Below are 23,675 nucleotides of genomic sequence, written 5' to 3'. Positions count from 1 at the left end.
TCCTCAACCCTGGCTGGCGAACGATGCGTCGGTGCCCCGATTCAGGCTGATGACGATGCTGCAGCAGGAGCAGCCGCCGATCATCAGCACCAGGAACACCGAGGCGATGACGCTATTGAACCATAGCATCGCGGCCAGGCAGACCAGCGCCAGCGCCAGCGCGATGCCGGGGACCACCGGGTAGCCCGGTGCGCGGAAGCTGCGCTCCAGGTCCGGTTCGCTGCGGCGCAGCTTGAACAGGCTGAACATGCTCATGATGTACATGACGATGGCGCCGAACACGCTCATGGTGATCATCGCCGCCGTCAAGGTCATGCCCTGCAGGCTGATCAGGCCGTCGCTGAAGATCGCCGCGATGCCCACCGCGCCGCCAGCAAGAATCGCGCGGTGCGGGGTCTGGAAGCGCGACAGCTTGGCCAGGCTGCGGGGCAGGAAGCCCGCGCGGGCCAGGGCGAAGAACTGCCGCGAGTAGCCCAGGATGATGCCATGGAAGCTCGCCACCAGGCCGAACAGACCGATCCACACCAGCATGTGCATCCAGGTGGAGTTGTTGCCGACCACGGTTTTCATCGCCTGCGGCAGCGGATCGTTGATGTTCGACAGGGCGCGCCAGTCGCCCACGCCGCCAGCGAAGATCATCACGCCGATGGCCAGCGACACCAGGGTCAGGATGCCACCGATGTAAGCGCGTGGAATGGTGCGTTTCGGGTCCTTCGCCTCTTCGGCGGCCATGGCCGCGCCCTCGATGGCGAGGAAGAACCAGATGGCGAACGGGATCGCGGCGAAGATGCCGGCCATGGCCGGGGTGCCGAAGACGTCCGAGCCGGCCCAGCCGTTGAGTACGAAGTTGCTGAAGCTGAAGCCCGGAGCGACCACGCCCATGAACACCAGCAGTTCGGCCACCGCCAGCACGGTCACCACCAGCTCGAAGGTGGCGGCGATGCTCACGCCGAGGATGTTCAACGTCATGAAGATCACATAGGCGCCGGTGGCCGCCCACTTCGGATCGAGGCCGGGGAACTGCACGTTGAGGTAGGCGCCGATGGCCATGGCGATGGCCGGCGGGGCGAAGACGAACTCGATCAGGGTGGCGATGCCGGCGATCATCCCGCCGGTCTTGCCGAAGGCCCGCAGGCTGTAGGCGAAGGGCCCGCCGGCGTGGGGGATGGCGGTGGTCAGCTCGGTGTAGCTGAAGATGAAGCAGGTGTACATCACCGCGACGATCAGCGTGGTGACGAGGAAGCCCAGGGTGCCGGCGGCGGCCCAGCCGTAGCTCCAGCCGAAGTATTCGCCGGAGATCACCAGGCCCACGGCGAGCCCCCAGAGGTGAAGGGTGCCAAGCGTCGGTTTGAGTTGTGATGCGCTCATTGTTGTTATTCCTCTCTCCGCAAGGGATAGGCCGCCACCGGGGCGGGCCGCAAGGGCGTGGACGGATACCAGAGCCTCGATGGTAGTGGCGCACTGCCGCGCAAGACTTGACCGGTGGAACCGGCTTTTGGCGTGCAGGGTCAACTGGTTGTTACCCATCGCCCCACCGTGCGCGCAGTGCCCGCTTCTGGTGCCGAAAATCACCGGTTTGCCCCCGGTTGTAGCAGCTGAAAGCCAGGCGTGGCGCCCTGTCCGGCCCATGGGTCGAAGCATGGGCGAGGCACGGGTTTTGCTTTGTTTATTCATCCCTTCCGGGAACGACCTGCCCTGGGTGCTCCATAACAAGATCGGTAACCGACATGAGCCAGCCTCTGTTCTCTCCATCCGGACTCAACCTTCCACTGGCCAGCAACATTGGCGTGCTGTCTGCCGCCGCCAGCGGCCTGGGCCGCTTCATTGGCGACCAGGGTGGCGACATCGACCGCGTCTTCGGCCGCGCCGGCATCGACCCGGAGCGCCTGCTGCATCCCACCCTGAGCCTGGCGCTGACCAACTATTGCCAGGTGCTGGAAGAAGCCGCGCGGCAGTCGGGCTGCGACAACTTCGGATTGCGCTACGGCGAGCAGTTCCGCCCGCGCGAGCTGGGTCTGCTGGGCTATGTCGGGCTGTGCTCGGAAACCCTGGAGGACGCGCTGAAGAACTTCGCTGCCGCCTTCCCCTATCACCAGCACGACACCCTGATCCGCCTGGTGGATTGCGGTGAGTGCTATCGCTTCGACTACCAGGTGCGCCATGGTGCGATCCTCGACCGCCGTCAGGACGCCGAGCTGACCCTGGGCATGGCACTGAACCTGCTGCGTCATGCCCTTGGCCCTGAATGGGCGCCGCGTGCGGTGAGCTTCGAGCATGCACGGCCGGAGGGCTGGCAGGAGCACGGTCGGGTGTTCGATGCGCCGGTGCTGTTCCAGCGTGGCTGCAATTCGATGCTGATTCCCAAGCGCGACCTCTACGGCCGGCAGATGCCCGAGCGCGACGCCAACCTGCTGTTCCTGGTGCAGGACGTGATCCGCCGCCTGGGCGAGCAGGGCGGCGCGCCGAACCTGGTGGAGGACGCGGGCACGCAGATCCGCCTTGCGCTGGCGGACGGCGAGCCGTCGCTGGAGATCATCGCCGAGCAGCTGGAGCTGACGACCGCCGGCCTGCAACGGCGCCTTCGCGAGGCTGGGCTGAGCTTCAGTCAACTGGTCGAAAACACCCGCCGCGAGCTGGCCCTGCATTACCTGCGCCAGCCGCAGCGGCCGATCTCCGAGCTGGCGCCGCTGCTCGGTTACTCCGAGACCAGCGCCTTTTCCCGTGCCTTCCGCCGCTGGTTCGGCGTGAGCCCGCGGCAGTGGCGCAGCGGCGCCTGCTGAGATTTCCATTGCGCGGCCCGCTACATGAAACCCTGCGCGAGGGACTGCCCTTAACCCTCTCCCTGTAGGGAGTGGGGACTGTTCGGTGCAGGGTGAATCCACGTCGTCAGCCGGCACGATCTGCTCCCTCTCCCTTCAGGGAGAGGGCGGGGAGAGGGGAAGCCCCGGCGCGGGCTTTCATGAGAAGCCGGTTTCCCCCAGGCAAAAAAAAGCGCGGCCCGCAGGCCGCGCAAAGATCGATTGGAGAGAATGCCCGGCGCGAGCCGGGCGGGTGGTTCAGGAGAAACTCAGAAGAAGCCCAGCGGGTTGATGTCGTAGCTCACCAGCAGGTTCTTGGTCTGCTGGTAGTGGTCGAGCATCATCTTGTGGGTCTCGCGGCCCACGCCGGATTTCTTGTAGCCACCGAAGGCGGCATGCGCCGGGTACAGGTGGTAGCAGTTGGTCCACACGCGGCCGGCCTTGATGCCGCGACCCATGCGGTAGGCGCGGTTGATGTCGCGGGTCCAGAGGCCCGCGCCCAGGCCGTACTCGGTGTCGTTGGCGATCGCCAGCGCTTCGGCCTCATCCTTGAAGGTGGTGACGCCCACCACCGGCCCGAAGATCTCCTCCTGGAACACGCGCATCTGGTTGTTGCCCTTGAGCAGGGTCGGCTGGATGTAATAGCCGGTGGAGAGACTGCCCTCGAGCTTCTCCACCTTGCCGCCGGTAAGGATCTGTGCGCCTTCCTGCTGGGCGATGTCCAGGTAGGAGAGGATCTTCTCGTATTGCTGCTGGGAAGCCTGGGCGCCGACCATGGTGTCGGTGTCCAGCGGGTCGCCGCGCTTGATGGCTTTCACCTTCCTCATCACCACGTCCATGAACTGCGGGTAGATGGACTCCTGCACCAGCGCGCGGGACGGGCAGGTGCACACCTCGCCCTGGTTGAAGAAGGCCAGCACCAGGCCTTCGGCAGCCTTCTCGATGAAGGTCGGCTCGGCCTGCATGATGTCTTCGAAGTAGATGTTCGGGCTCTTGCCGCCCAGTTCCACGGTCGACGGAATGATGTTCTCGGCAGCGCACTTGAGGATGTGCGAACCCACCGGGGTGGAGCCGGTGAAGGCGATCTTGGCGATGCGCTTGCTGGTGGCCAGCGCTTCGCCGGCCTCCTTGCCGAAGCCCTGGACGACGTTGAGCACGCCCTTGGGCAGCAGGTCGCCGATCAGTTCCATCAGCACGCAGATGCCCAGCGGGGTCTGCTCGGCCGGCTTGAGCACGATGCAGTTGCCGGCGGCCAGCGCCGGGGCCAGCTTCCACGCGGCCATCAGCAGCGGGAAGTTCCACGGGATGATCTGCCCGACCACGCCCAGCGGTTCATGGATGTGGTACGCGACGGTGCTGTCGTTGATCTCGGCGGCGCTGCCTTCCTGCGCTCGGATGCAGCCGGCGAAGTAGCGGAAGTGGTCGGCGGCCAGCGGGATGTCGGCGTTGAGGGTTTCGCGCACCGGCTTGCCGTTGTCCCAGGTCTCGGTGACAGCCAGTAGTTCCAGGTTCTGTTCGATGCGGTCGGCGATCTTCAGCAGCACCAGCGAGCGGTCCTGCACCGAGGTGCGGCCCCAGGCGTCGGCGGCGGCATGGGCGGCGTCCAGCGCCTTGTCGATATCCTCGGCGGTGGAGCGGGGGAATTCGGCGATGGGCTGACCATTCACCGGCGAGGTGTTGGTGAAGTACTGACCCTTCACCGGCGGGACGAATTCGCCGCCGATGTAGTTGCCGTAGCGCGCCTTGAACGAAACGATGGCGCCTTCGCTACCGGGATGGGCATAACGCATGGTCGGATCTCCTGGGTCTTGTGCTTGTTGGGGAGGACGTTGATCAAGCGTAGAGCAAGGGCCGGGCCATGCCAGCGAAAGGCGCGCCGCGCATGGGCTGGACGGTTTGCTGGCGATGAGCTGGAAAGCGCGCTGTTACGCCCTTGGCACAGCGTTTCGTGACACTTTGTCCCGTTTGCGTGACAGTCGTGACCTGACGGTCGGCCAGGCGTTGCATTGGGCTGGCGCGTAGGGGATGCTGTCCTGCATTCCCGCGCTTTCTGTAGGAAAGAAAGGTCCTACAGGACTTTCGTGGGAATTCGGGGCTGCCTCCCCGTCGCCAAGCGGAGAACAACAAGAATGCGCGCCAACGATTTGAGCCGCCACGCCCGCCAGGTCATGACCGTGGCCGAGGGCAAGGCGCCCGCCGGTGCTCCCGGCGCGGACCCGTCGATCGCCCGCTCCTGGATGCGCTGCCTGGAGCAGTATCACCTCGACCCGGCGCAGCCCATGGCGCCGGCCGTGCTGGAGCACGCACGCATGCTCGAAGTCCGCGAGCGCCATCGCCAGGTGCTGGAGATCGCCAGCGACGAGATGAACAGCCTGCACCAGCAGCTGTCCGGCGCCGGTCATGCGGTGCTGCTCACCGATTCCCGCGGGGTGATCCTCAACTGCGTCAGCGAAGCCGCCGAGCGACGCACCTTCGAACAGGCCGGGCTGTGGCTCGGCGCCGACTGGAGCGAAGCCCGCGAAGGCACCAACGGCATCGGCACCTGCCTGGTGGAGCGCCAGGCGCTGACCATTCACCAGGACGAACACTTCCGCAGCCGCCACACCGGGCTGACCTGCTCGGCCAGCCCGGTGTTCGACCCGCAGGGCGAACTGCTGGCGGTGCTCGACGTTTCTTCCGCGCGCCGCGATGTATCGCGGCAGAGCCAGTTCCACACCATGGCGCTGGTCAACCTGTCGGCCAAGGCCATCGAGAGCTGCTATTTTTTGCGCCATTTCGAGGACCAGTGGTTGCTGCGTTTCCACCTGCAACCCGATGGCCTCGGGTTGTTCAGCGAAGGCATGCTGGCTTTGGGCGCCGACGGACGCATCCGTGCGGCGAACCAGAGCGCCATCAACCTGCTCGGCAGCCGCCGGGAAAGCCTGATCGGCCGCTCCCTGGAACAGTTCTTCGAGTGTCGCCTGGATGACCTGTTCAGCCGCGCCGACCCGCAGCCCAATGCCAGCTGGCCGCTGCGCACCCATGCCGGGCGAATGCTCTATGCGCTGCTGCGCGGCAAGCGTCCCATCGCCGCCGCGCCGGTGCTGCCGCGCGCGCCGCTGGCGAAGGGGCTGTGCATTGACGACCCGCAACTGGCTCACGATTTCCGCCGTGCGCTGAAGGTCTACGCCCACGACGTACCACTGCTGCTGCAGGGCGAGACCGGCACCGGCAAGGAGGCTTTCGCCCGCGCCGTGCATCTGGGCGGCGAGCGCGCTGGCAAGAGCTTCGTCGCGCTGAACTGCGCGGCGATTCCCGAGACCCTGATCGAGAGCGAGCTGTTCGGCTATCGCGGCGGCAGCTTCACTGGCGCGCGCAAGGAAGGCATGCGCGGCAAGCTGCAACAGGCCGATGGCGGCACCCTGTTCCTCGACGAGATCGGCGACATGCCGCTGGCGCTGCAAACCCGCCTGCTGCGCGTGCTGGAAGAGCGCCAGGTGGTGCCCATCGGCGGCGAGCCGCAGGATGTGGATATCCGCCTGATCAGTGCCAGCCACCGCGATCTGGAAGCGCTGGTGGCCGCCGGACAGTTCCGCGAAGACCTCTATTACCGCCTCAACGGCCTGGTGGTTGCGTTGCCGCCGCTACGCGAGCGCGAAGACCGCGGCGCGCTGCTCGATCACCTGCTGGCCGAGGAGAGCAAGGGCCGCAGCGTGCGCCTGGACGACGACGTGCGCCGGCACCTGCTGGACTTCCCCTGGCCGGGTAACGTGCGCCAGTTGCGCAACGTACTGCGCACGCTCTGCGCGCTGTGCGAGGGCGGGCGCATCCAGATGGCCGACTTGCCGCCGGACCTGCGCCGCGCGCCGGCGCCTGCTGCCCCGCCGGCCCCGATGGCCGAGGACGGCGGCGACACCCTCGGCGTGGCCGAACGCAATGCGCTGCTGGAGGTGCTCGAGGCGCATCACTGGCATGTCAGCCGGGTGGCGCAGCACCTGGGCATCAGTCGCAACACGCTGTACCGCAAGCTCAACCGCCACGGGTTGAGCAGGAAGCAGCTGTCGTAGGAGCGCACTCCGTCCGCCATTGGCCCCGTGCCATGCGGTTCGCGAGCAAGCTCGCTCCTACGAAGAGCGCGTTCGCCGAGCCTGTAGGAGCGAGCTTGCTCGCGAACGGTGCTTGGGCGTTGGGCAGGCGCTTCGATTGACTTCGCCCCCTCTCCCTAACCCTCCCCCTGAAGGGGGAGGGGACCGCATGGTGCAGGATGAAACCTCAGCATCAGCCGGCACAGACGGCCCCCTCTCCCTTCAGGGAGAGGGCGGGGGAGAGGGCATCGTACGGTGAAGGCGAAAACCTCGACGTCAGCCGGCACGATCTGCCCCCTCTCCCTGAGGGAGAGGGCTGGGGTGAGGGGGCGCGCAAGCACATATCCCCGTCGACCACCGCCGACTTGAAACGCACGACGATGATGGAAAAGTGAACGCCTTCCCCCTCCACCGGGAACCGCCTCCCCACCTCGTCGTCTGATGCCCCGGCGGCGGGCCGCGCGGGGGCGCGCTGTGCTACTCTGCCGCCCATTCGAAGCGCCTTCAAAGGCTTGATTGCAGGAGTCTGCATGCATATTCACATCCTCGGCATCTGCGGCACCTTCATGGGGTCGCTGGCCGTCCTGGCCAAGGAGCTGGGCCACCGCGTGACCGGCTCCGACGCCAACGTCTACCCGCCCATGAGCACCCAGCTCGAAGCCCAGGGCATCGAGCTGATGCAGGGCTATGATCCCGCCCACCTGGAGCCGGCTCCGGACCTGGTGGTGGTCGGCAACGCCCTGTCGCGCGGCAACCCCGCTGTGGAATACGTCCTGAACAAGGGCCTGCCCTACGTCTCCGGCCCGCAGTGGCTGGCCGACCACGTGCTGCAGGGCCGCTGGGTCCTGGCTGCCGCCGGCACCCACGGCAAGACCACCACCAGCAGCATGCTGGCCTGGGTACTGGAACACGCCGGGATGAGCCCGGGCTTCCTGATCGGCGGCGTGCCGCAGAACTTCGGCGTCTCCGCGCGCCTGGGCGGCACGCCGTTCTTCGTGGTCGAGGCGGACGAGTACGACAGCGCCTTCTTCGACAAGCGCTCCAAGTTCGTCCACTACCACCCGCGCACGGCGATCCTGAACAACCTGGAGTTCGACCACGCGGACATCTTCCCCGACCTCGCCGCCATCGAGCGGCAGTTCCACCACCTGGTGCGGACCATCCCCGGCGAAGGCCTTGTCATCCATCCCACCGCCGAAACCGCGCTCAAGCGTGTGATCGACATGGGCTGCTGGACCCCGGTGCAGACCACCGGCGAAGGCGGCCAGTGGCAGGCGCGCCTGCTCAGCGAGGACGGCTCGCATTTCGAGGTCATGTTCGACGGCCGTGCCCAGGGCACCGTGGACTGGGAACTGACCGGCCAGCACAACGTTGCCAACGCCCTGGCCTGCCTCGCGGCGGCCCGCCATGTCGGGGTGGTGCCGGAGCTGGGCTGCGCCGCGCTGTCGGCCTTCAAGAGCGTCAAGCGGCGCATGGAGAAGGTCGCCGAGGTCAAGGGCATCACCATCTACGATGACTTCGCCCACCACCCGACCGCCATCGCCACCACCCTCGACGGCCTGCGCAAGCGCGTCGGCGATGCCAAGGTGATCGCCGTGGTCGAGCCGCGTTCCAACTCCATGAAACTCGGCGCCCACCGCGACGGCCTGCCGGAGTCGGTGGTGCAGGCTGACAACGTATTCTGGTACGCCCCGCCGAACCTGGGCTGGGACCTGGCTGCCACCGTGGCCAGCTCCACGGTTCCCACGCACGTGTGCGATTCGCTGGAAGCCATCATCGAGGGCGTGAAAGCCATCGCCACGCCTGGCACCCAGGTGGTGGTCATGAGCAACGGCGGTTTCGGCGGCCTGCACGGCAAGCTCGCCCAGGCGCTGGAGGGCTGAACATGGCCGGAGCCGAACGCGTCACCCTCGCCATGACCGGCGCCTCCGGCGCCCAGTACGGCCTGCGCCTGCTCGACTGCCTGGTGCAGGAGGACCGCGAGGTGCACTTCCTGATCTCCAAGGCTGCGCAACTGGTGGTGGCCACCGAGACCGACGTGACCCTGCCGAGCAAGCCGCAGGCGATGCAGGCTTTCCTCAGCGAATACACCGGCGCCGCTCCCGGGCAGATCCGCGTGTACGGCAAGGAAGACTGGATGGCGCCGGTAGCGTCCGGCTCCGGCGCGCCGAGTGCGATGGTGGTGGTGCCCTGCTCGACGGGGACGCTCTCGGCGATTGCCACCGGCGCCTGCAACAACCTCATCGAACGCGCCGCCGACGTTGCGCTGAAGGAGCGCCGCCAACTGATCCTGGTGCCGCGCGAGGCACCGTTCTCCAGTATCCACCTGGAGAACATGCTCAAGCTGTCCAATATGGGCGCGGTGATCCTGCCGGCTGCTCCGGGCTTCTATCACCAGCCGCAGACAGTCGACGACCTGATCGACTTCGTCGTTGCGCGCATCCTCAATCAGCTGGGTATTCCCCAGGACATGCTGCCGCGCTGGGGCGAACACCATCTTGTCAGTGACGAATAAGCTCCTCGCCGCCCTGTTGCTGTTGCAACTGGGTGGCTGCGCCACCGTGAAGACACTCAATGACAGCCGCCCCGGCGATCCGCTGATCTATGCCGGCACCCGGCTGGACTGGTATTCGCTCAATGGCGGCTGCTGCCCGAAGGACCACTTCGGCACCGACGCGCCGGCCTACCCGGCGCTCGACCTGCCGGGCAGCGCGTTGCTCGATACGCTGCTGCTGCCGCTCTCGATTGCGGCGGAACTGGGCATCGGCCTGCAGGTGTGGGGCGGGAACTGAATCCGTTCAAGTAGGAGCTCTGACGAGCGTTCAGAGTGAGCCTTCGTAGGATGGAGGGAGCGGAGCGATAGCCATGCAGGCGTGATCGTGATTGGGTATCGCTTCGCTCCACGCCATCCTGCAAAAGCGTTGTGCGCCCTGCGGTTGTGGGATTACTTGCCGAGCTTGCGCAGTTCGTCCGATTCGACGACGCGGACGCCCTTGCCCGGCTCCAGGGCCAGGCGCCAGAGTGCTCGGGCCAGGGCGATGGCTTCGATGCCATGCAGCTTGCCGGGCAGGATGCGCGCGAAGGGCGCGGCGAGCAGTTCGGCGAGGCGGATTTCCTCGCGCTGGCCCAGCAGCAGTGACGGCCGTGCGATGGTCAGTTGCTGCCAGCCTTGCTGGCGCAGGGCATCTTCCAGTTCGCCCTTGGTCCGGCTGTAGAAGATCGACGACTTGCTGTCCGCGCCCAGCGCGCTGACCACGATGTAGTGCCGGGCGCCCAGGGCCAGGCCGCGCTCGCCCAGGGCCAGCGGCAGGTCGTAGTCGACACTGCGGAAAGCTTCCTCGGAGCCGGCCTCCTTGAGCGTGGTGCCCAGGCAGCAGAACACCGTGTCCACCGGCTGGAGCAGGTGCGGGATGAGTTCGGCCAGCGGGCCGACGGGGTTGTCCAGGCGTGGGTGCTCCGCCAGCTTCCTTCGGGCCGGGGCAATGACGCGCTTGACCGTGGGCTCGTTGAGCATGCGGTCGAGCAGATGCTCACCGGTCAGACCGGTGGCGCCAGCTAGCAGGATATTCGTCGGTTTCGAGTACATCTGTGTTTCCCCTCTGACACACTTTCCAGCTTAGTTGTCGCCCTGTCCTTTTGCCTGCGCATCGTTGCCGCCGAGCGCCAACGTGGTGTGTGTCTGTTGCGCACGCAGGGCCTGCCAGCGAGTAATGACCGCTTCAGGCGCCCAGAGTTGCGGCTGCGATGGCTCGAACTCTTCCTCTTTCTCGCGCTTGGCCACGGCAGCGCTGGCCAGCCTGAACGCCTGATTGAGGTCGTCGGTCTGCTGGAACGCCTTGGCGAACAGCGCATCGCCGAAGTAGGTGAAGTCGGCCTCTTCGGAGCAGCCGAAGGATACCCGGTCGCTACGTGCGGCGGTCATGATCAGGGTCTTGTCGTCCTTGAGCGCGGGGATGAAGCCGCCGCTGTAGCAGGCGGAGATCACCAGCACCTTGGCGCGATCCTTGAGCGGGGCGAGCAGGCTGGCCAACTCGCTGGCCGGCAGGTCGTCGAGCTTCAGGCCCGGCATGTCCAGCACCAGCTGGTGGTCGTGGGAGCCGTGGCTGGTCAGGTAGATGAACACGAGGTCCTCCGGGCCGCTGCGCTCGGCGATGGTCCGCACCGTACGGGCGAGGGTTTCGCGGGTGGCCATGGGGCGGTCGGCGAGGTGATCGCGGTGATTGACCAGGCGCACCACGCCGCGCGCGCCGAAGCGCTCGCCGAGCAGGTTGGCGACATAGTCGGCCTCGCGCAGGAACACGCTCTGCTTGCCGTCGCCGCCGAGGCTGACGCCGTAGAGCTCGATGGCCGGGGTGGACTGCGGAACGGCGGCCAGGGCTTTCTCCAGCAGGACGCCCTGTTCCAGCAAGCCGACTTCCAGCGGGTTGGGCAGCCGTTGGCCGGCGGCGTCCTGGCGCAACTGGCCTGCATTCCAGATGCCTTTCTGCACGCTGCCGTCATGCCGGGTGAGGGTGCCGGCGCCGGAGTACTCGCCACGGGCGAAGCCGCCGCTGTAGGTCTGCCCGTCGGCCTTGCTCAGGGTGCCCTGGCCGTCGAAGCGCCAGAAGCGGAAGTCGCCCTTGTAGCGGCTGCCATCGGCGCCGATGAACTCGCCCGGCCCGCTGAGCGCGCCAGCCTTGAAGCGACCGGACCAGACGTCGCCATCGGCATTCTGGAAGCGCCCGGTACCGTCGAACTGGTCGTTGCGGAATTCACCGCTGTATTGATCGCCCGCGTCGTCGCGGAAGATGCCTTTGCCTTCGAGTACGCCATTCTTGAACGTACCGCTGTACTGGTTGCCCAGGCTGTCCCGGCGGGCGCCCTCGCCGTTGGCCTCGCCCCTGGCGAAGGCCCCCTGGTGGCGGGTGCCGTCGGCCAGTTCGAGGCTGCCCAGGCCCTCGTAGCGACCCTTGCGGAAGCCGCCGCTGTAGGTGGTGCCGCCCTGGGAGAGACGGCCTTCGCCCTCGAACTCGCCGCGCTTGAACTGGCCCTCGTAGAAGCTGCCGTCGGCGTACTGTAGGCGGCCACGTCCTTCGAACAGGCCGTCACGGAACTCGCCTTCATAGCTCGTGCCGTTGCCGTCGTTCCATTTGCCCTGGCCGCTTTGCAGGCCCTTGTCGAATGCGCCTTCGTACCAGGCCCCATTGCTGTAATCGAGCCGGCCCGGCCCCTGCAGCTGGCCGTTCACCAGCTCGCCTCGGTAGCGCGCGCCATCGGGCAGGCGGGCATCCGGGGGCGTCAGCGGTTCGCCTTCGCCGCAGGCGATCAGCAGCAGGGCGAGGCTCAAGGGCAGGAGGTGGCGTGGCATCGGGACTCTCGAATCGACGGTGGGGCGCAGAATCAGTGTGACGTAAAAAAGCCCGCGGACGCGGGCTTTTTTCTCAGCGCTGTGCGCAAGCCGTCAGACGAAGCACAGGCTCAGGGATTCGGCGATGTAAGCCGGCTTGGGCAGGCCTTCGATCTCCAGCGTGCAGCGGGCCTTGATCAGCCATTGGCCCGGGTTCTTCTCGGTAATGTCGGTGATGGTCACCTGCAGGCGCACCCGCGAGTCCACCGGTACCGGCTGGATGAAACGAACACTGTCCAGGCCGTAGTTGACCACCATCTTGGGGTTCTCCGGCAGGACCAGCAGGCCCTCGCAGAGCTTGGGGATCAGCGACAGCGAGAGGAAACCGTGGGCGATGGTGCCACCGAACGGCGTTTTCTTCGCCTTCTCCGGGTCGACGTGGATGAACTGGTGGTCCTCGGTGCACTCGGCGAACTGGTTGATGCGCTGTTGATCGATGGTGATCCACTGCGAATGGCCCAGGTCCTTGCCGATGTAGTCCTTCAGTGCGCTTACGGGTACGAATGCCATGTTTCCTCCGGGGATATCGTTGTTCTTCTAGTTCGGCCTGCAAGAGTTCCGCCAACAGATCAGCATGGGGTCCGCGGTCGGTCAAGCCGCAGCGGCATTCATGCTTTGGGCGAATGCCGAGCCATAGCGGGCGCCGGGCGGGCATAATGGCGGCTCCTTGCGCTGGAGATGTCCCCGATGTTGTTACGAGGTCTGACCTGGCTGGTGCTGTTCCAACTGCTCGGCACGGGCCTGAATGCTCTCATCCTGCACATGATTCCCGGCCCCATCATTGGGCTGGTGCTGCTGTTCGCCTTCCTGGTGTGGAACGGCGAGGTGAGCAAGCCGGTGAACGAGGCCGCCTCCTCGCTGCTGCGCTACCTGCCCCTACTGCTGGTGCCGGCGGCGGTGGGCGTAATGGCCTATGCCAAGCAGATCGCCGCGGACTTCTGGGCCATCGTCGGGGCGCTTGCGCTGTCGCTGCTGGTGTCCTTCGTGTTCGCCGGCTGGTTGATGCAGAAGCTCATCGACCGCCAGCGCAAGCAGAAGGAGGGCGCGTGATGTTCGACTGGCAAGGCGCGGTGAATGCCGTCATCCACCATCCGCTGTTCTGCGTGGGCGTCACCCTGGGCGCCTACCAGCTGGCGCTGGCCGCCTACGAGCGCACGCGCTGGGTGTTCCTGCAGCCGGTGCTGGTGTCGATGCTGATCGTCATCGCGGTGCTGCTGGCCTGCGGTATCGACTATGCCGAATACAGCACCAGCGCCAAGGTGCTGACCATCCTCCTCGGCCCCGCCACCGTGGCGCTCGCGGTGCCGCTGTTCCTCAATCTCAAGCGCATCCGCCAGCTGTTCTGGCCGACGCTGATCACGCTGGTGGTGGCCGGGTTGTTCGCCACGGCCCTGGGGATCGGCCTGGGCTGGCTGTTCGGCGTCGACCACGAGCTGTTGATGAGCCTGGCGCCCAAGTCGGTGACCTCGCCGATTGCCATGCTCGTCGCCAGCCAGATCGGCGGCGTGGCGGCGCTGGCGGCGGTGTTCGTGCTGATCACCGGTGTACTCGGCGCCATCCTCGGCCCGGAACTGCTGCGCCGCTTCGGCGTGCATCACCCGGCCGCGCAAGGCATGGCGCTGGGCATGACCGCCCACGCCGTCGGCACCTCCCGCGCCCTGCAGGAGGGCGAGGAATGCGGCGCCTTCGCCGCCCTGGCCATGAGCCTGATGGGCGTGGCCACCGCGGTGCTGCTACCGTTGGCGGTAGCGCTGATCGCCTGACCGCCTGTTGACGATCTGCTGCGCGTCGACCGTAGGGCGTTGGCAAACGCCCTCAGATGCTCATTTACAGCAGTAAACTCCGCTCTTCGGGCGCTTGCCGCCTACTACGGCTCTAGCTCGCACGAGCGTAAACAGGCTCTGATCAAAAATGGGAGTACCCATGAGTTTTCCGCTCTTCCCCCTCAATACCGTGCTGTTTCCCGGCTGCCGCCTCGACCTGCAGATATTCGAGGCGCGCTACCTGGACATGATCGGCCGCTGCATGAAGCAGAGCGGCGGGTTTGGCGTGGTAGCCATCGTCGAGGGTGAGGAAGTCGGCGATGCGCCGGAGCGCTACAGCCTGGTCGGCTGCGAGGCGCGTATCTGCGACTGGCAGCAGCAGTCCAACGGCTTGCTGGGCATCCGGGTCGAGGGCGGGCGGCGCTTCCGCGTGCTTTCGGCCAATGTGCAGACGGATCAACTGACCGTGGCCGAGGTGGAGTGGCTGGACGAACAGCCCGATCGGCCGCTGACCAAGGAGCACGACGACCTGGCGGCTCTGCTGGAGGCGCTGTCCATGCACCCGATGGTATCGGCATTGGAAATGGGCGGTGAGGTCAACGGCCAGCAGGCATTGGCCTGCCAGCTCGCTTATCTGCTGCCGTTCGAGCGCGACCAGAAGCAGGTGCTGCTGGAGATGGACGACCCCACCGTGCGCCTGGCGCGCATCCAGGTCTTGCTGGAACAGTTGCAAGGCGACTTCGTCGCCTGACGCCGGATCTGCATCGGGCGCATTCGTAGGAGCAACTGTCTTCTTCTGCGAGTCCGTGCTCGGGGTCCTTCCCTCTCCCCAGCCCTCTCCCTGAAGGGAGAGGGAGCCGTCCGTGCTGGCTGATGCCACGGTTTCATCCTACTCCGAACGGTCCCCTCTCCCTTCGGAGCGGGGCGCGCAGCCAGGGTTAGGGAGAGGGCAAGCCTCCGCTGAGGAATACCCAACTACGTAGAAGCGGACCTTGTCCGCGAAACGTTCAGCTCGCGCCGGTGTTCGCGGAGAAGCTCCGCTCCTACGAGATCAAAAGCGTGTCGCTCGTGCCAACTGGGATGCATCGGCGCATTGATCAGCCCTCACCCCAGGCACGATCTTCCCCAGGAAAAAACGAGGCCCGCATCCGCGGGCCTTGTGTTTTGACGGCATCACCGAAGGATCAGAACGAATCCCCCGGCACCCTTACCCAGCCTTCCATGAGGATGCGCGAGCTGCGACTCATGATGGCCTTGGTCACGGTCCATTCGCCGTTCACCTGCTTGGCCTCGGCGCCCACACGCAGGGTGCCGGAGGGATGGCCGAAGCGCACCGCGCTGCGTTCGCCACCACCGGCGGCGAGGTTCACCAGGGTGCCGGGAATGGCGGCGGCGGTGCCGATGGCCACGGCGGCGGTGCCCATCATGGCGTGGTGCAGCTTGCCCATGGACAGCGCGCGCACCAGCAGGTCGATGTCGCCGGCCTGCACCTGTTTGCCGCTGGAGGTGACGTAGTCCTTGGCCGGCGCGACGAAGGCGATCTTCGGCGTGTGCTGGCGGGTTGCGGCTTCTTCGGCCGTCTTGATCAGGCCCATGCGCAGGGCGCCGGCGATGCGGAATTTCTCGAAGCGCGCCAGCTGCTCGGGGTCGCCATTGATCGCTTCGCGCAGCTCGGTGCCCTGGTAGCCGATGTCCTGGGCGTTGACGAAGATGGTCGGGATGCCGGCGGTGATCATGGTCGCCTTGAAGGTGCCGATGCCGGGGACTTCCAGATCGTCCACCAGGTTGCCGGTGGGGAACATCGAGCCGCCTTCGTCGCTATCGTCGGACGGGTCGAGGAATTCCAGCACGATCTCGGCGGCGGGGAAGGTCACGCCGTCCAGCTCGAAGTCGCCGGTTTCCTGCACCTGGCCGTTGGTGATCGGCACGTGGGCGATGATGGTCTTCTGGATGTTGGCCTGCCAGATACGCACCACGCAGGTGCCGTTGTCCGGGATGCGCGACGGGTCGACGAGACCTGCGTGGATGGCGAAGGAGCCGGCGGCGGTGGAGAGGTTGCCGCAGTTGCCGCTCCAGTCGACGAAGGCCTTGTCGATGGAAATCTGCCCGTAGAGGTAGTCGACGTCGTGGTCCGGCTGGGTGCTTTTCGACAGGATCACGCACTTGCTGGTGCTGGAGGTCGCGCCGCCCATGCCGTCGATGTGCGCGCTGTACGGATCGGGGCTGCCGATCACGCGCATGAACAGCTTGTCGCGCGCCGCGCCGGGCACCTGGCAGCGCTCGGGCAGGTCCTGCAGGCGGAAGAACACGCCCTTGCTGGTGCCGCCGCGGATGTAGGTGGCGGGTATCTTCACTTGGGGTACGTGGGGCATGGGTCGGGTCCCTGGGAATTCGGTGGTGGGCTGCCCTCTCCCTAACCCTGGCTGCGCGCCCCGCTCCGAAGGGAGAGGGGACCGTTGGGTGCAGGTTGAGACCATGGCATCAGCCGGCACGGACAGCTTCCTCTCCCTTCAGGGAGAGGGCGGGGGAGAGGGGCTTTCAACCCGGCCTGCACTCGGCAGGCCGGAGCCGATACATCACGCCACGGACGACTCGAGGAAGTCCTTGGCAAAGCGCTGCAGCACGCCGCCGGCGTTGTACACCTTCACTTCGGCGGCGGTGTCCAGGCGGCAGGTGACCGGGACTTCGACCACGTCACCGTTGCGGCGATTGACCACCAGGGTCAGGTCGCTGCGCGGCGAGATGTCGCCCTTGATGTCGTAGGTCTCGGTGCCGTCCAGGCCCAGGGTCAGGCGGGTGGTGCCCGGCTTGAACTCCACCGGCAGCACGCCCATGCCCACCAGGTTGGTGCGGTGGATGCGCTCGAAGCCTTCGGCCACTATCACTTCCACGCCCGCCAGGCGCACGCCTTTGGCCGCCCAGTCGCGGGACGAGCCCTGACCGTAGTCGGCGCCGGCCACGATGATCAGGTTCTGCTTGCGGTTCATGTAGGTTTCGATGGCTTCCCACATGCGCATCACCTTGCCTTCCGGCTCGACGCGGGCCAGCGAACCCTTCTTCACTTCCCCATTCACCACGGCCATTTCGTTGACCAGCTGCGGGTTGGCGAAGGTGGCGCGCTGGGCGGTCAGGTGGTCGCCGCGGTGGGTGGCGTAGGAGTTGAAGTCCTCCTCCGGCAGGCCCATTTTCGCCAGGTACTCGCCGGCGGCCGAGTCCGCCAGGATGGCGTTGGACGGCGACAGGTGATCGGTGGTGATGTTGTCCGGCAGGATCGCCAGCGGACGCATGCCCTTGAGCGTGCGCTCGCCGGCCAGCGCGCCTTCCCAGTACGGTGGGCGGCGGATGTAGGTGGACATCGGGCGCCAGTCGTACAGCGGGCTTTCGGCTTCCTGCACGCTGCCCAGGTCGAACATCGGGATGTAGACCTGCTTGAACTGCTCGGGCTTCACGCTGGAGGCGACGATGGCGTCGATCTCTTCGTCGGACGGCCAGAGGTCCTTCAGGGTGACCGGGTTGCCTTGACTGTCAGTGCCCAGCGGGTCCTGCTCGATGTCGAAGCGCACGGTGCCAGCGATGGCGTAGGCGACCACCAGCGGCGGCGAGGCGAGGAAGGCCTGCTTGGCGTAGGGGTGGATACGGCCGTCGAAGTTGCGGTTGCCCGAAAGCACGGCGGTGGCGTACAGGTCGCGGTCGATGATCTCTTTCTGGATCGCCGGGTCCAGCGCGCCGGACATGCCGTTACAGGTGGTGCAGGCATAGGCGACGATGCCGAAGCCGAGCTTCTCCAGCTCCGGTAGCAGGCCGGCTTCCTCCAGGTACAGCTTGGCGACCTTCGAACCGGGTGCGAAGGAGGTCTTCACCCACGGCTTGCGGACCAGGCCCAGCGCGTTGGCCTTCTTCGCCACCAGGCCGGCGGCAATGACGTTGCGCGGGTTGGAGGTGTTGGTGCAACTGGTGATGGCGGCGATGATCACCGCGCCGTCGGGCATCAGGCCCTGGGCTTCCTCACCCTTGCCGGCTGCAAGCTTGGCTTCGTCGGCGATGCCGCGCTCGGCCAGCGCCGAGGTCGGCAGGCGGCGGTGCGGGTTGGACGGGCCGGCCATGTTGCGCACCACGCTGCCCAGGTCGAATTCCAGCACGCGCTCGTACTCCGCGGTCTCCAGGGCGGTGCTCCACAGGCCGAGGGTCTTGGCGTAGGTCTCCACCAGCGCCACCTGCTCGGGCTCGCGGCCGGTGAGCTTGAGGTAGTCGATGGTCTGGCCGTCGATGTAGAACATCGAGGCGGTGGCGCCGTATTCCGGGCACATGTTGGAGATGGTCGCGCGGTCGCCGATGGTCAGGCTGTCCGCACCCTCGCCGAAGAACTCGACGTAGGCGCCGACCACGCGCTCCTTGCGCAGAAACTCGGTCAGTGCCAGGACGATGTCGGTGGCGGTGATGCCCGGCTTGCGCTTGCCGGTCAGCTTGACGCCGACGATGTCGGGCAGGCGCATCATCGACGGATGACCCAGCATCACGGTCTCGGCTTCGAGGCCGCCGACGCCGATGGCGATCACGCCCAGGGCATCCACGTGCGGGGTGTGCGAGTCGGTGCCGACGCAAGTGTCGGGGAAGGCCACGCCACCGCGCGCCTGGATCACCGGGCTCATTTTCTCCAGGTTGATCTGGTGCATGATGCCGTTGCCGGCCGGGATCACGTCGACGTTCTTGAACGCGGTCTTGGTCCAGTCGATGAAGTGGAAGCGATCCTCGTTGCGGCGGTCCTCGATGGCGCGGTTCTTCTCGAACGCGTCCGGGTCGAAGCCCGCGGCTTCCACGGCCAGCGAGTGGTCGACGATCAGCTGGGTCGGCACCACCGGGTTGACCTTGGACGGGTCGCCACCCTGTTCGGCGATGGCGTCACGCAGGCCGGCGAGGTCGACCAGCGCGGTCTGGCCGAGGATGTCGTGGCAGACCACGCGCGCCGGGTACCAGGGGAAGTCGAGGTCGCGCTTGCGGTAGACCAGTTGCTCCAGCGAAGCGGTCAGGTCGGCGGGCTCGCAGCGGCGCACCAGCTGTTCGGCCAGCACGCGCGAGGTGTAGGGCAGTTTGTCCCAGGCGCCGGCCTGGATCGCGTCGACCGCCTCGCGGGCGTCGAAGTAGTCCAGCGCGGTGCCGGGCAGGCGTTTGCGGAATTGAGTGTTCATCATTTGCGATCCTTGAGCGGCACGAACTTCAGGTCTTCAGGGCCTGTGTAGTTGGCGCTCGGGCGGATGATCTTGCCGTCGATGCGCTGCTCGATGACGTGGGCGGACCAGCCGGCGGTGCGGGCGATCACGAACAGCGGGGTGAACATGGCGGTCGGCACGCCCATCATGTGGTAGCTGACGGCGCTGAACCAGTCGAGGTTGGGGAACATCTTCTTGATTTCCCACATCACGCTTTCCAGGCGCTCGGCGATGTCATACATCTTGGTGTTGGACTGCTCGACGGACAGCTGGTGAGCGACTTCCTTGATCACTTTGTTGCGCGGGTCGGACACGGTGTAGACCGGGTGGCCGAAGCCGATCACCACTTCCTTGCGCTCGACGCGGGCACGGATGTCGGCCTCGGCTTCGTCCGGGTTGTCGTAGCGCTTCTGGATCTCGAAGGCCACCTCGTTGGCGCCGCCGTGTTTCGGACCGCGCAGCGCGCCGATGGCACCGGCGATGCAGGAGTACATGTCCGAGCCGGTGCCGGCGATCACGCGGGAGGTGAAGGTGGAGGCGTTGAACTCGTGCTCGGCGTACAGGTTGAGCGAGGTGTGCATGGCGCGCACCCAGGATTCACGCGGCTTCTGGCCGTGCAGCAGGTGCAGGAAGTGGCCGCCGATGGACTCATCGTCGGTCTCGACTTCGATGCGCTTGCCGTTGTGGCTGAAGTGGTACCAGTAGAGCAGGGCGGAACCCAGGGAGGCCATCAGCTTGTCGGCGATGTCGCGGGCGCCCGGATGGTTGTGGTCGTCCTTCTCCGGCGACAGGCAGCCGAGCACGGACACGGCGGTGCGCATCACGTCCATCGGGTGGGCGGACGGCGGCAGGGTTTCCAGGGCGGCCTTGACGCCGGCCGGCAGGCCGCGCAGGGCTTTGAGCTTGGCCTTGTAGCCGGCCAGTTCGGCGGCGTTGGGCAGCTTGCCGTGGACCAGCAGGTGGGCGATTTCCTCGAAGTCGCAGCGGTTGGCGAAATCCAGGACGTCATAGCCACGGTAGTGCAGGTCGTTGCCGGTGCGGCCGACGGTGCACAGGGCGGTGTTGCCAGCGGCGGTGCCACTCAGGGCCACGGACTTCTTCGGCTTGAAGCCGGTGGTGGTTTCTGCGGTAGCGCTCATCGCGTGTCTCCTCATCAAATCCGGTTGCTTGTTCTTGTTCCGCTGGCCTGGGCCGTGCGGTCGGTTCGAATCTGGTTGGCGAAAGCCGCTCGGGCTTCGCCGTGGCGTAGGGCGAATAACGCGAAGCGTTATCCGCCGTTACAGCCGATGGTGGATAACGCCTGAGGCGTTATGCACCCTACGATTCGTCCAGGCCTGGCCTGAACGAACGAAAATCACTTCTTGCCAGCAGCGAACAGCGCGTCGAGCTTCTGCTCGAAGGCGTGGTAGCCGATGCGGTCGTACAGCTCGGCGCGGGTCTGCATCAGCTCGATCACGTTCTGCTGGTGGCCTTCCTGGCGGATCGCGGTGTACACGGCTTCGGCGGCCTTGTTGGCGGCGCGGAAGGCGGACAGCGGATACAGCTGGATGGCCACGCCGACCGAGGCCAGTTCGTCGCGGGTGAACAGCGGGGTGGCGCCGAACTCGGTGATGTTGGCCAGGATCGGCACGTTCAGCGCATCGACGAAGCGCTTGTAGGTCGGCAGGTCGTAGGCGGCTTCGGCGAAGATCGCATCGGCACCGGCCTCGACGTAGCGCAGGCAGCGCTCGATGGCGGCGTCCACGCCCTCGGCCTGGATGGCGTCGGTACGGGCGATCAGGAAGAAGTTCGGGTCGGTCTTGGCATCGGCGGCGGCTTTCACGCGGTCAGCCATTTCGTCGACGGAGACGATTTCCTTGCCCGGACGGTGGCCGCAGCGCTTGGCGCCGACCTGGTCTTCGATATGGGCGGCGGCGGCGCCGGCCTTGATCAGGCTCTTCACGGTGCGCTCGATGTTGAAGGCGCTGGGGCCGAAGCCGGTGTCGATGTCCACCAGCAGCGGCAGGTCGCAGACGTCGGTGATGCGGCGTACGTCGGTGAGCACGTCATCCAGGGTGTTGATGCCCAGGTCCGGCAGGCCGAGGGAACCCGCCGCCACTCCGCCACCGGAGAGGTAGATGGCCTTGAAGCCGGCGCGCTTGGCCAGCAGGGCGTGGTTGGCGTTGATCGCGCCGATCACCTGCAGCGGCTTTTCTTCGGCAAGGGCGTCACGGAAACGTTGGCCGGCGGTCTTGTAGCTCATTGTTCACCTCGTACGTTGGCTGTCTTGGCTTGGGCGTCCAGGTAGTGACGCTCCACATTGCGTTTCGAGGCGCCGATGTGACGGCGCATCAGCAACTCGGCCAGCTCGCCGTCACGATCGGCGATGGCATCGAGAATCCGGTGGTGCTCGGCGAAAGCCTGGCGCGGCCGGTTGGGCGTCGCCGAGAACTGCAGGCGGTACATGCGCACCAGCTGGTAGAGCTCGCCGCAGAGCATGCGGGTGAGGGTGCGGTTGCCGCTGCCTTGGATGATCCGGTAGTGGAAGTCGTAGTCGCCTTCCTGCTGGTAGTAGCCACGGCCGGCCTGGAACGCCTCGTCGCGCTCGTGGGTGTCGAGCACACGGCGCAGCTCGTCGATCTCTTCCTGGCTCATGCGCTCGGCGGCCAGGCGGCAGGCCATGCCTTCGAGGGATTCGCGGATCTCGTAGAGCTCCAGCAGCTCCTCGTGGCTCAGCGACACCACCCGCGCGCCGACGTGCGGTACGCGCACCAGCAGCTTCTGGCCTTCCAGGCGGTGGATCGCCTCGCGCAGCGGGCCCCGGCTGATGCCGTAGGTGCGCGCCAGTTCCGGCTCGGAAATCTTGCTGCCGGGGGCGATCTCGCCCTTGACGATGGCGGACTGGATCTTGCGGAACACGTGTTCCGAGAGGGTCTCGCTGTCGTCGGAAACGGGGCTTGGCAGAGTCAGGCTATCGCTCATGGTGTCGACAATCTTCTTGATGTGCGGCGAAAGCTACCCCTCGAAAGCCTCTGGGTCAATCAAGATTTGATGAAGTGTCGACAATCGTCTAACGGCCGCCAGGGTTTATGCCCAAGGGGAGTGGTCAGTCGGCGCTGCTGTCCGTGAAATTGGCGGATATCCCCTCATCAGCCCCTGAGCCGGCGCGGCTGAGGACCGCTAGGATCAGGGGAAAAGCGGAGATCACACGCATGCAACTCTACGACCGTTATGTCCTGCCCCGGCTGATCGACTTCGCCTGCGGACTGGGCGATGTGATGAAGCAGCGCTCGCTGCTGGTGCCCCGCGCCCATGGCCGGGTGCTGGAGATCGGCATGGGCACCGGGCTGAACCTGTCGTTCTACGATCCGGCGAAAGTGTCGACAATCGTCGGGGTCGACCCCGCGGCGCAGATGCAGAAGCTCGCCCGCAACCGCGCCGCGGCGATTGGCATCCCGGTGGAGATGGTGGCGCTGGAGCTGGGCGAGATCCGCGCCGACGCCGCGAGCTTCGACAGCATCGTCTGCACCTTCACCCTGTGCAGCATTCCCGATGCCGTGGCGGCGCTGAAGGAAATGCGCCGGGTGCTCAAGCCCGGTGGCGAATTTTTCTTCTGCGAACACGGCCTGGCGCCGGACGCCAGCGTGCGTGCCTGGCAGCACCGCCTGACGCCGGTGTGGAAGCCGCTGGCCGGCGGCTGCCACCTGGACCGCGACATGCCGGCGCTGATCGAATCCGGTGGCTTCCACTTGCGCGAACTGATCCAGGATTACCTGCCGGGCCCGCGGCCCATGACCTACGTCTACCGTGGCATGGCCGACTGACGCGCAGGCAGGCGGTCGAGCACTTCGATGCTGAGGATGTAGGCGCTGCGTACGTAGATGTCTTCCGGCCGTTCGAGCAGCCCCATCTCCGACTGGCAGTCGTTCATGCGCACCACGAACGGCGCCGCGCCATGGCACAGCGCGGAGTAGTCGCCCTGGCTGATCCAGCCCTGGAGCACTGAGGACTCGCGATTATGCGCGCGAACCACGACTTCGACCTTGAGATGTTCGTTCATTGCCACGTCGCTCCACATGGGTGAGAAGAGGGGGCAAACCTTAACGTCGGTTCCGTGCAGGCTCTGTCGGGTTCCTCTGAATGGGCTGTGGGACTTTCCTCTCCGAATCTCCAGCCCTCGCCGTTCAGGCCACCCGCTCCACCGGGGTGACGTTGAGGATGTGCGAGCCGCTGAGGAACAGGTCCTGTACCGGGCCGGTCGGGCAGTGGCGGCTCTGGCAATCGCCCAGGCGCACCTCGGAGGGCGCGTGGCCATTGCACAGGGCGAGATAGTCCGCGCGGCTGATGCGGCCGTGGAGGATGCGTTGCGGGCGGTAGGGAGACCAGGTCTCCACATCGACCCAGAGACTGTCGGGAGCGAGGTTCATGGCGGAAGGTCCGGCTGATGAAAAAGGGTGAGTACTCTAGACAGCGAACTC

At 66.2% G+C, this 23,675-nt stretch carries 21 protein-coding genes; 9 read left to right on the top strand and 12 right to left on the bottom strand.

The window, feature by feature from the left end; all coding sequences use genetic code 11:
* Window positions 1–3: 3 nt before the first annotated feature.
* Window positions 4–1,368 carry an ethanolamine permease gene (gene eat, locus C167_RS0128345; RefSeq protein ID WP_017521707.1) on the bottom strand — a complete coding sequence of 455 codons (1,365 nt, stop codon included), beginning with the start codon at window positions 1,366–1,368 and terminating at the stop codon, window positions 4–6.
* A gap of 359 nt (window positions 1,369–1,727) precedes the next feature.
* Between eat and C167_RS0128340 the strand changes: the two genes are divergently transcribed.
* Complete coding sequence (locus C167_RS0128340; protein ID WP_017521706.1) at window positions 1,728–2,780, top strand: AraC family transcriptional regulator; 1,053 nt, start codon at window positions 1,728–1,730, stop codon at window positions 2,778–2,780.
* A 287-nt stretch (window positions 2,781–3,067) separates the two neighbouring features.
* Here C167_RS0128340 and C167_RS0128335 read toward each other — a convergent pair whose 3' ends face one another.
* A complete protein-coding gene (locus tag C167_RS0128335) occupies window positions 3,068–4,588 on the bottom strand; it encodes an aldehyde dehydrogenase family protein (protein WP_017521705.1) in 1,521 nt (506 codons plus the stop codon).
* 339 nt (window positions 4,589–4,927) lie between these two features.
* Here C167_RS0128335 and C167_RS0128330 point away from each other — a divergent pair, with 339 nt between their 5' ends.
* From C167_RS0128330 to C167_RS0128310, 4 genes are all read left to right on the top strand, one after another.
* On the top strand, window positions 4,928–6,844 hold the full coding sequence (locus C167_RS0128330) for a sigma-54-dependent Fis family transcriptional regulator (protein ID WP_017521704.1): 1,917 nt from the start codon (window positions 4,928–4,930) through the stop codon (window positions 6,842–6,844).
* Between the two features lie 548 nt (window positions 6,845–7,392).
* Window positions 7,393–8,745: a UDP-N-acetylmuramate:L-alanyl-gamma-D-glutamyl-meso-diaminopimelate ligase gene (gene mpl, locus C167_RS0128320; protein ID WP_017521702.1), complete on the top strand. Its 1,353-nt coding sequence runs from the start codon at window positions 7,393–7,395 to the stop codon at window positions 8,743–8,745.
* Window positions 8,746–8,747: 2 nt separating this feature from the next.
* Window positions 8,748–9,377: a flavin prenyltransferase UbiX gene (ubiX, locus tag C167_RS0128315; RefSeq protein WP_017521701.1), complete on the top strand. Its 630-nt coding sequence runs from the start codon at window positions 8,748–8,750 to the stop codon at window positions 9,375–9,377.
* Window positions 9,367–9,654: a YceK/YidQ family lipoprotein gene (locus C167_RS0128310; protein ID WP_017521700.1), complete on the top strand. Its 288-nt coding sequence runs from the start codon at window positions 9,367–9,369 to the stop codon at window positions 9,652–9,654. Before ubiX ends, C167_RS0128310 begins: the two co-directional genes overlap by 11 nt.
* A gap of 152 nt (window positions 9,655–9,806) precedes the next feature.
* On the opposite strand, the gene C167_RS0128305 is transcribed toward C167_RS0128310, so the two are convergent.
* The 3 genes from C167_RS0128305 to C167_RS0128295 all read right to left on the bottom strand — a co-directional run bounded on the left by C167_RS0128305 (window position 9,807) and on the right by C167_RS0128295 (window position 12,758).
* Entirely contained in the window at window positions 9,807–10,448 is a 642-nt protein-coding gene (locus tag C167_RS0128305; RefSeq protein ID WP_017521699.1) for an oxidoreductase, read from the bottom strand.
* A gap of 30 nt (window positions 10,449–10,478) precedes the next feature.
* A complete protein-coding gene (locus tag C167_RS0128300; protein WP_017521698.1) occupies window positions 10,479–12,209 on the bottom strand; it encodes a C13 family peptidase in 1,731 nt (576 codons plus the stop codon).
* A 93-nt stretch (window positions 12,210–12,302) separates the two neighbouring features.
* The gene (locus tag C167_RS0128295) at window positions 12,303–12,758 is read right to left on the bottom strand and encodes a MaoC family dehydratase (RefSeq protein ID WP_017521697.1); all 456 of its coding nucleotides are present in this window, start codon (window positions 12,756–12,758) and stop codon (window positions 12,303–12,305) included.
* 177 nt (window positions 12,759–12,935) lie between these two features.
* On the opposite strand from C167_RS0128295, the gene C167_RS0128290 reads away from it, so the two are divergent.
* The 3 genes from C167_RS0128290 to C167_RS0128280 all read left to right on the top strand — a co-directional run bounded on the left by C167_RS0128290 (window position 12,936) and on the right by C167_RS0128280 (window position 14,762).
* Window positions 12,936–13,298 carry a CidA/LrgA family protein gene (locus C167_RS0128290; protein ID WP_017521696.1) on the top strand — a complete coding sequence of 121 codons (363 nt, stop codon included), beginning with the start codon at window positions 12,936–12,938 and terminating at the stop codon, window positions 13,296–13,298.
* Window positions 13,298–14,011, top strand: coding sequence for an LrgB family protein (locus C167_RS0128285; protein WP_017521695.1), 714 nt, complete (start codon window positions 13,298–13,300; stop codon window positions 14,009–14,011). The genes C167_RS0128290 and C167_RS0128285 overlap by 1 nt, the downstream gene beginning before the upstream one ends.
* Before the next feature lie 160 nt (window positions 14,012–14,171).
* Window positions 14,172–14,762 carry an LON peptidase substrate-binding domain-containing protein gene (locus tag C167_RS0128280; protein ID WP_017521694.1) on the top strand — a complete coding sequence of 197 codons (591 nt, stop codon included), beginning with the start codon at window positions 14,172–14,174 and terminating at the stop codon, window positions 14,760–14,762.
* Between the two features lie 433 nt (window positions 14,763–15,195).
* Here C167_RS0128280 and prpF read toward each other — a convergent pair whose 3' ends face one another.
* The 5 genes from prpF to C167_RS0128255 form a co-directional block, all read right to left on the bottom strand.
* Window positions 15,196–16,383, bottom strand: a complete 1,188-nt coding sequence (gene prpF, locus C167_RS0128275) for a 2-methylaconitate cis-trans isomerase PrpF (RefSeq protein WP_017521693.1) — start codon at window positions 16,381–16,383, stop codon at window positions 15,196–15,198.
* Between the two features lie 204 nt (window positions 16,384–16,587).
* The gene (gene acnD / locus C167_RS0128270; protein WP_017521692.1) at window positions 16,588–19,197 is read right to left on the bottom strand and encodes a Fe/S-dependent 2-methylisocitrate dehydratase AcnD; all 2,610 of its coding nucleotides are present in this window, start codon (window positions 19,195–19,197) and stop codon (window positions 16,588–16,590) included.
* Window positions 19,197–20,357 carry a bifunctional 2-methylcitrate synthase/citrate synthase gene (gene prpC, locus C167_RS0128265; protein ID WP_017521691.1) on the bottom strand — a complete coding sequence of 387 codons (1,161 nt, stop codon included), beginning with the start codon at window positions 20,355–20,357 and terminating at the stop codon, window positions 19,197–19,199. Before prpC ends, acnD begins: the two co-directional genes overlap by 1 nt.
* Window positions 20,358–20,572: 215 nt before the next feature.
* Window positions 20,573–21,460 carry a methylisocitrate lyase gene (gene prpB, locus C167_RS0128260; RefSeq protein ID WP_017521690.1) on the bottom strand — a complete coding sequence of 296 codons (888 nt, stop codon included), beginning with the start codon at window positions 21,458–21,460 and terminating at the stop codon, window positions 20,573–20,575.
* The gene (locus C167_RS0128255) at window positions 21,457–22,179 is read right to left on the bottom strand and encodes a GntR family transcriptional regulator (protein WP_017521689.1); all 723 of its coding nucleotides are present in this window, start codon (window positions 22,177–22,179) and stop codon (window positions 21,457–21,459) included. The genes prpB and C167_RS0128255 overlap by 4 nt, the downstream gene beginning before the upstream one ends.
* Window positions 22,180–22,409: 230 nt before the next feature.
* Between C167_RS0128255 and C167_RS0128250 the strand changes: the two genes are divergently transcribed.
* A complete protein-coding gene (locus C167_RS0128250) occupies window positions 22,410–23,021 on the top strand; it encodes a class I SAM-dependent methyltransferase (RefSeq protein ID WP_017521687.1) in 612 nt (203 codons plus the stop codon).
* Here the strand turns inward: C167_RS0128250 and C167_RS0128245 are convergent.
* Window positions 23,000–23,257: a hypothetical protein gene (locus C167_RS0128245; RefSeq protein ID WP_017521686.1), complete on the bottom strand. Its 258-nt coding sequence runs from the start codon at window positions 23,255–23,257 to the stop codon at window positions 23,000–23,002. The genes C167_RS0128250 and C167_RS0128245 overlap by 22 nt on opposite strands.
* A gap of 124 nt (window positions 23,258–23,381) precedes the next feature.
* Window positions 23,382–23,624, bottom strand: a complete 243-nt coding sequence (locus C167_RS0128240; protein ID WP_017521685.1) for a hypothetical protein — start codon at window positions 23,622–23,624, stop codon at window positions 23,382–23,384.
* Between the last annotated feature and the right edge of the window lie 51 nt (window positions 23,625–23,675).

The organism is Pseudomonas nitroreducens TX1 (genome assembly GCF_000313755.1).
Classification (GTDB): domain Bacteria; phylum Pseudomonadota; class Gammaproteobacteria; order Pseudomonadales; family Pseudomonadaceae; genus Pseudomonas; species Pseudomonas nitroreducens_A.
Note: the sequence above shows the minus strand (reverse complement) of the source record. Positions and strands in the feature narration are given on the sequence as shown.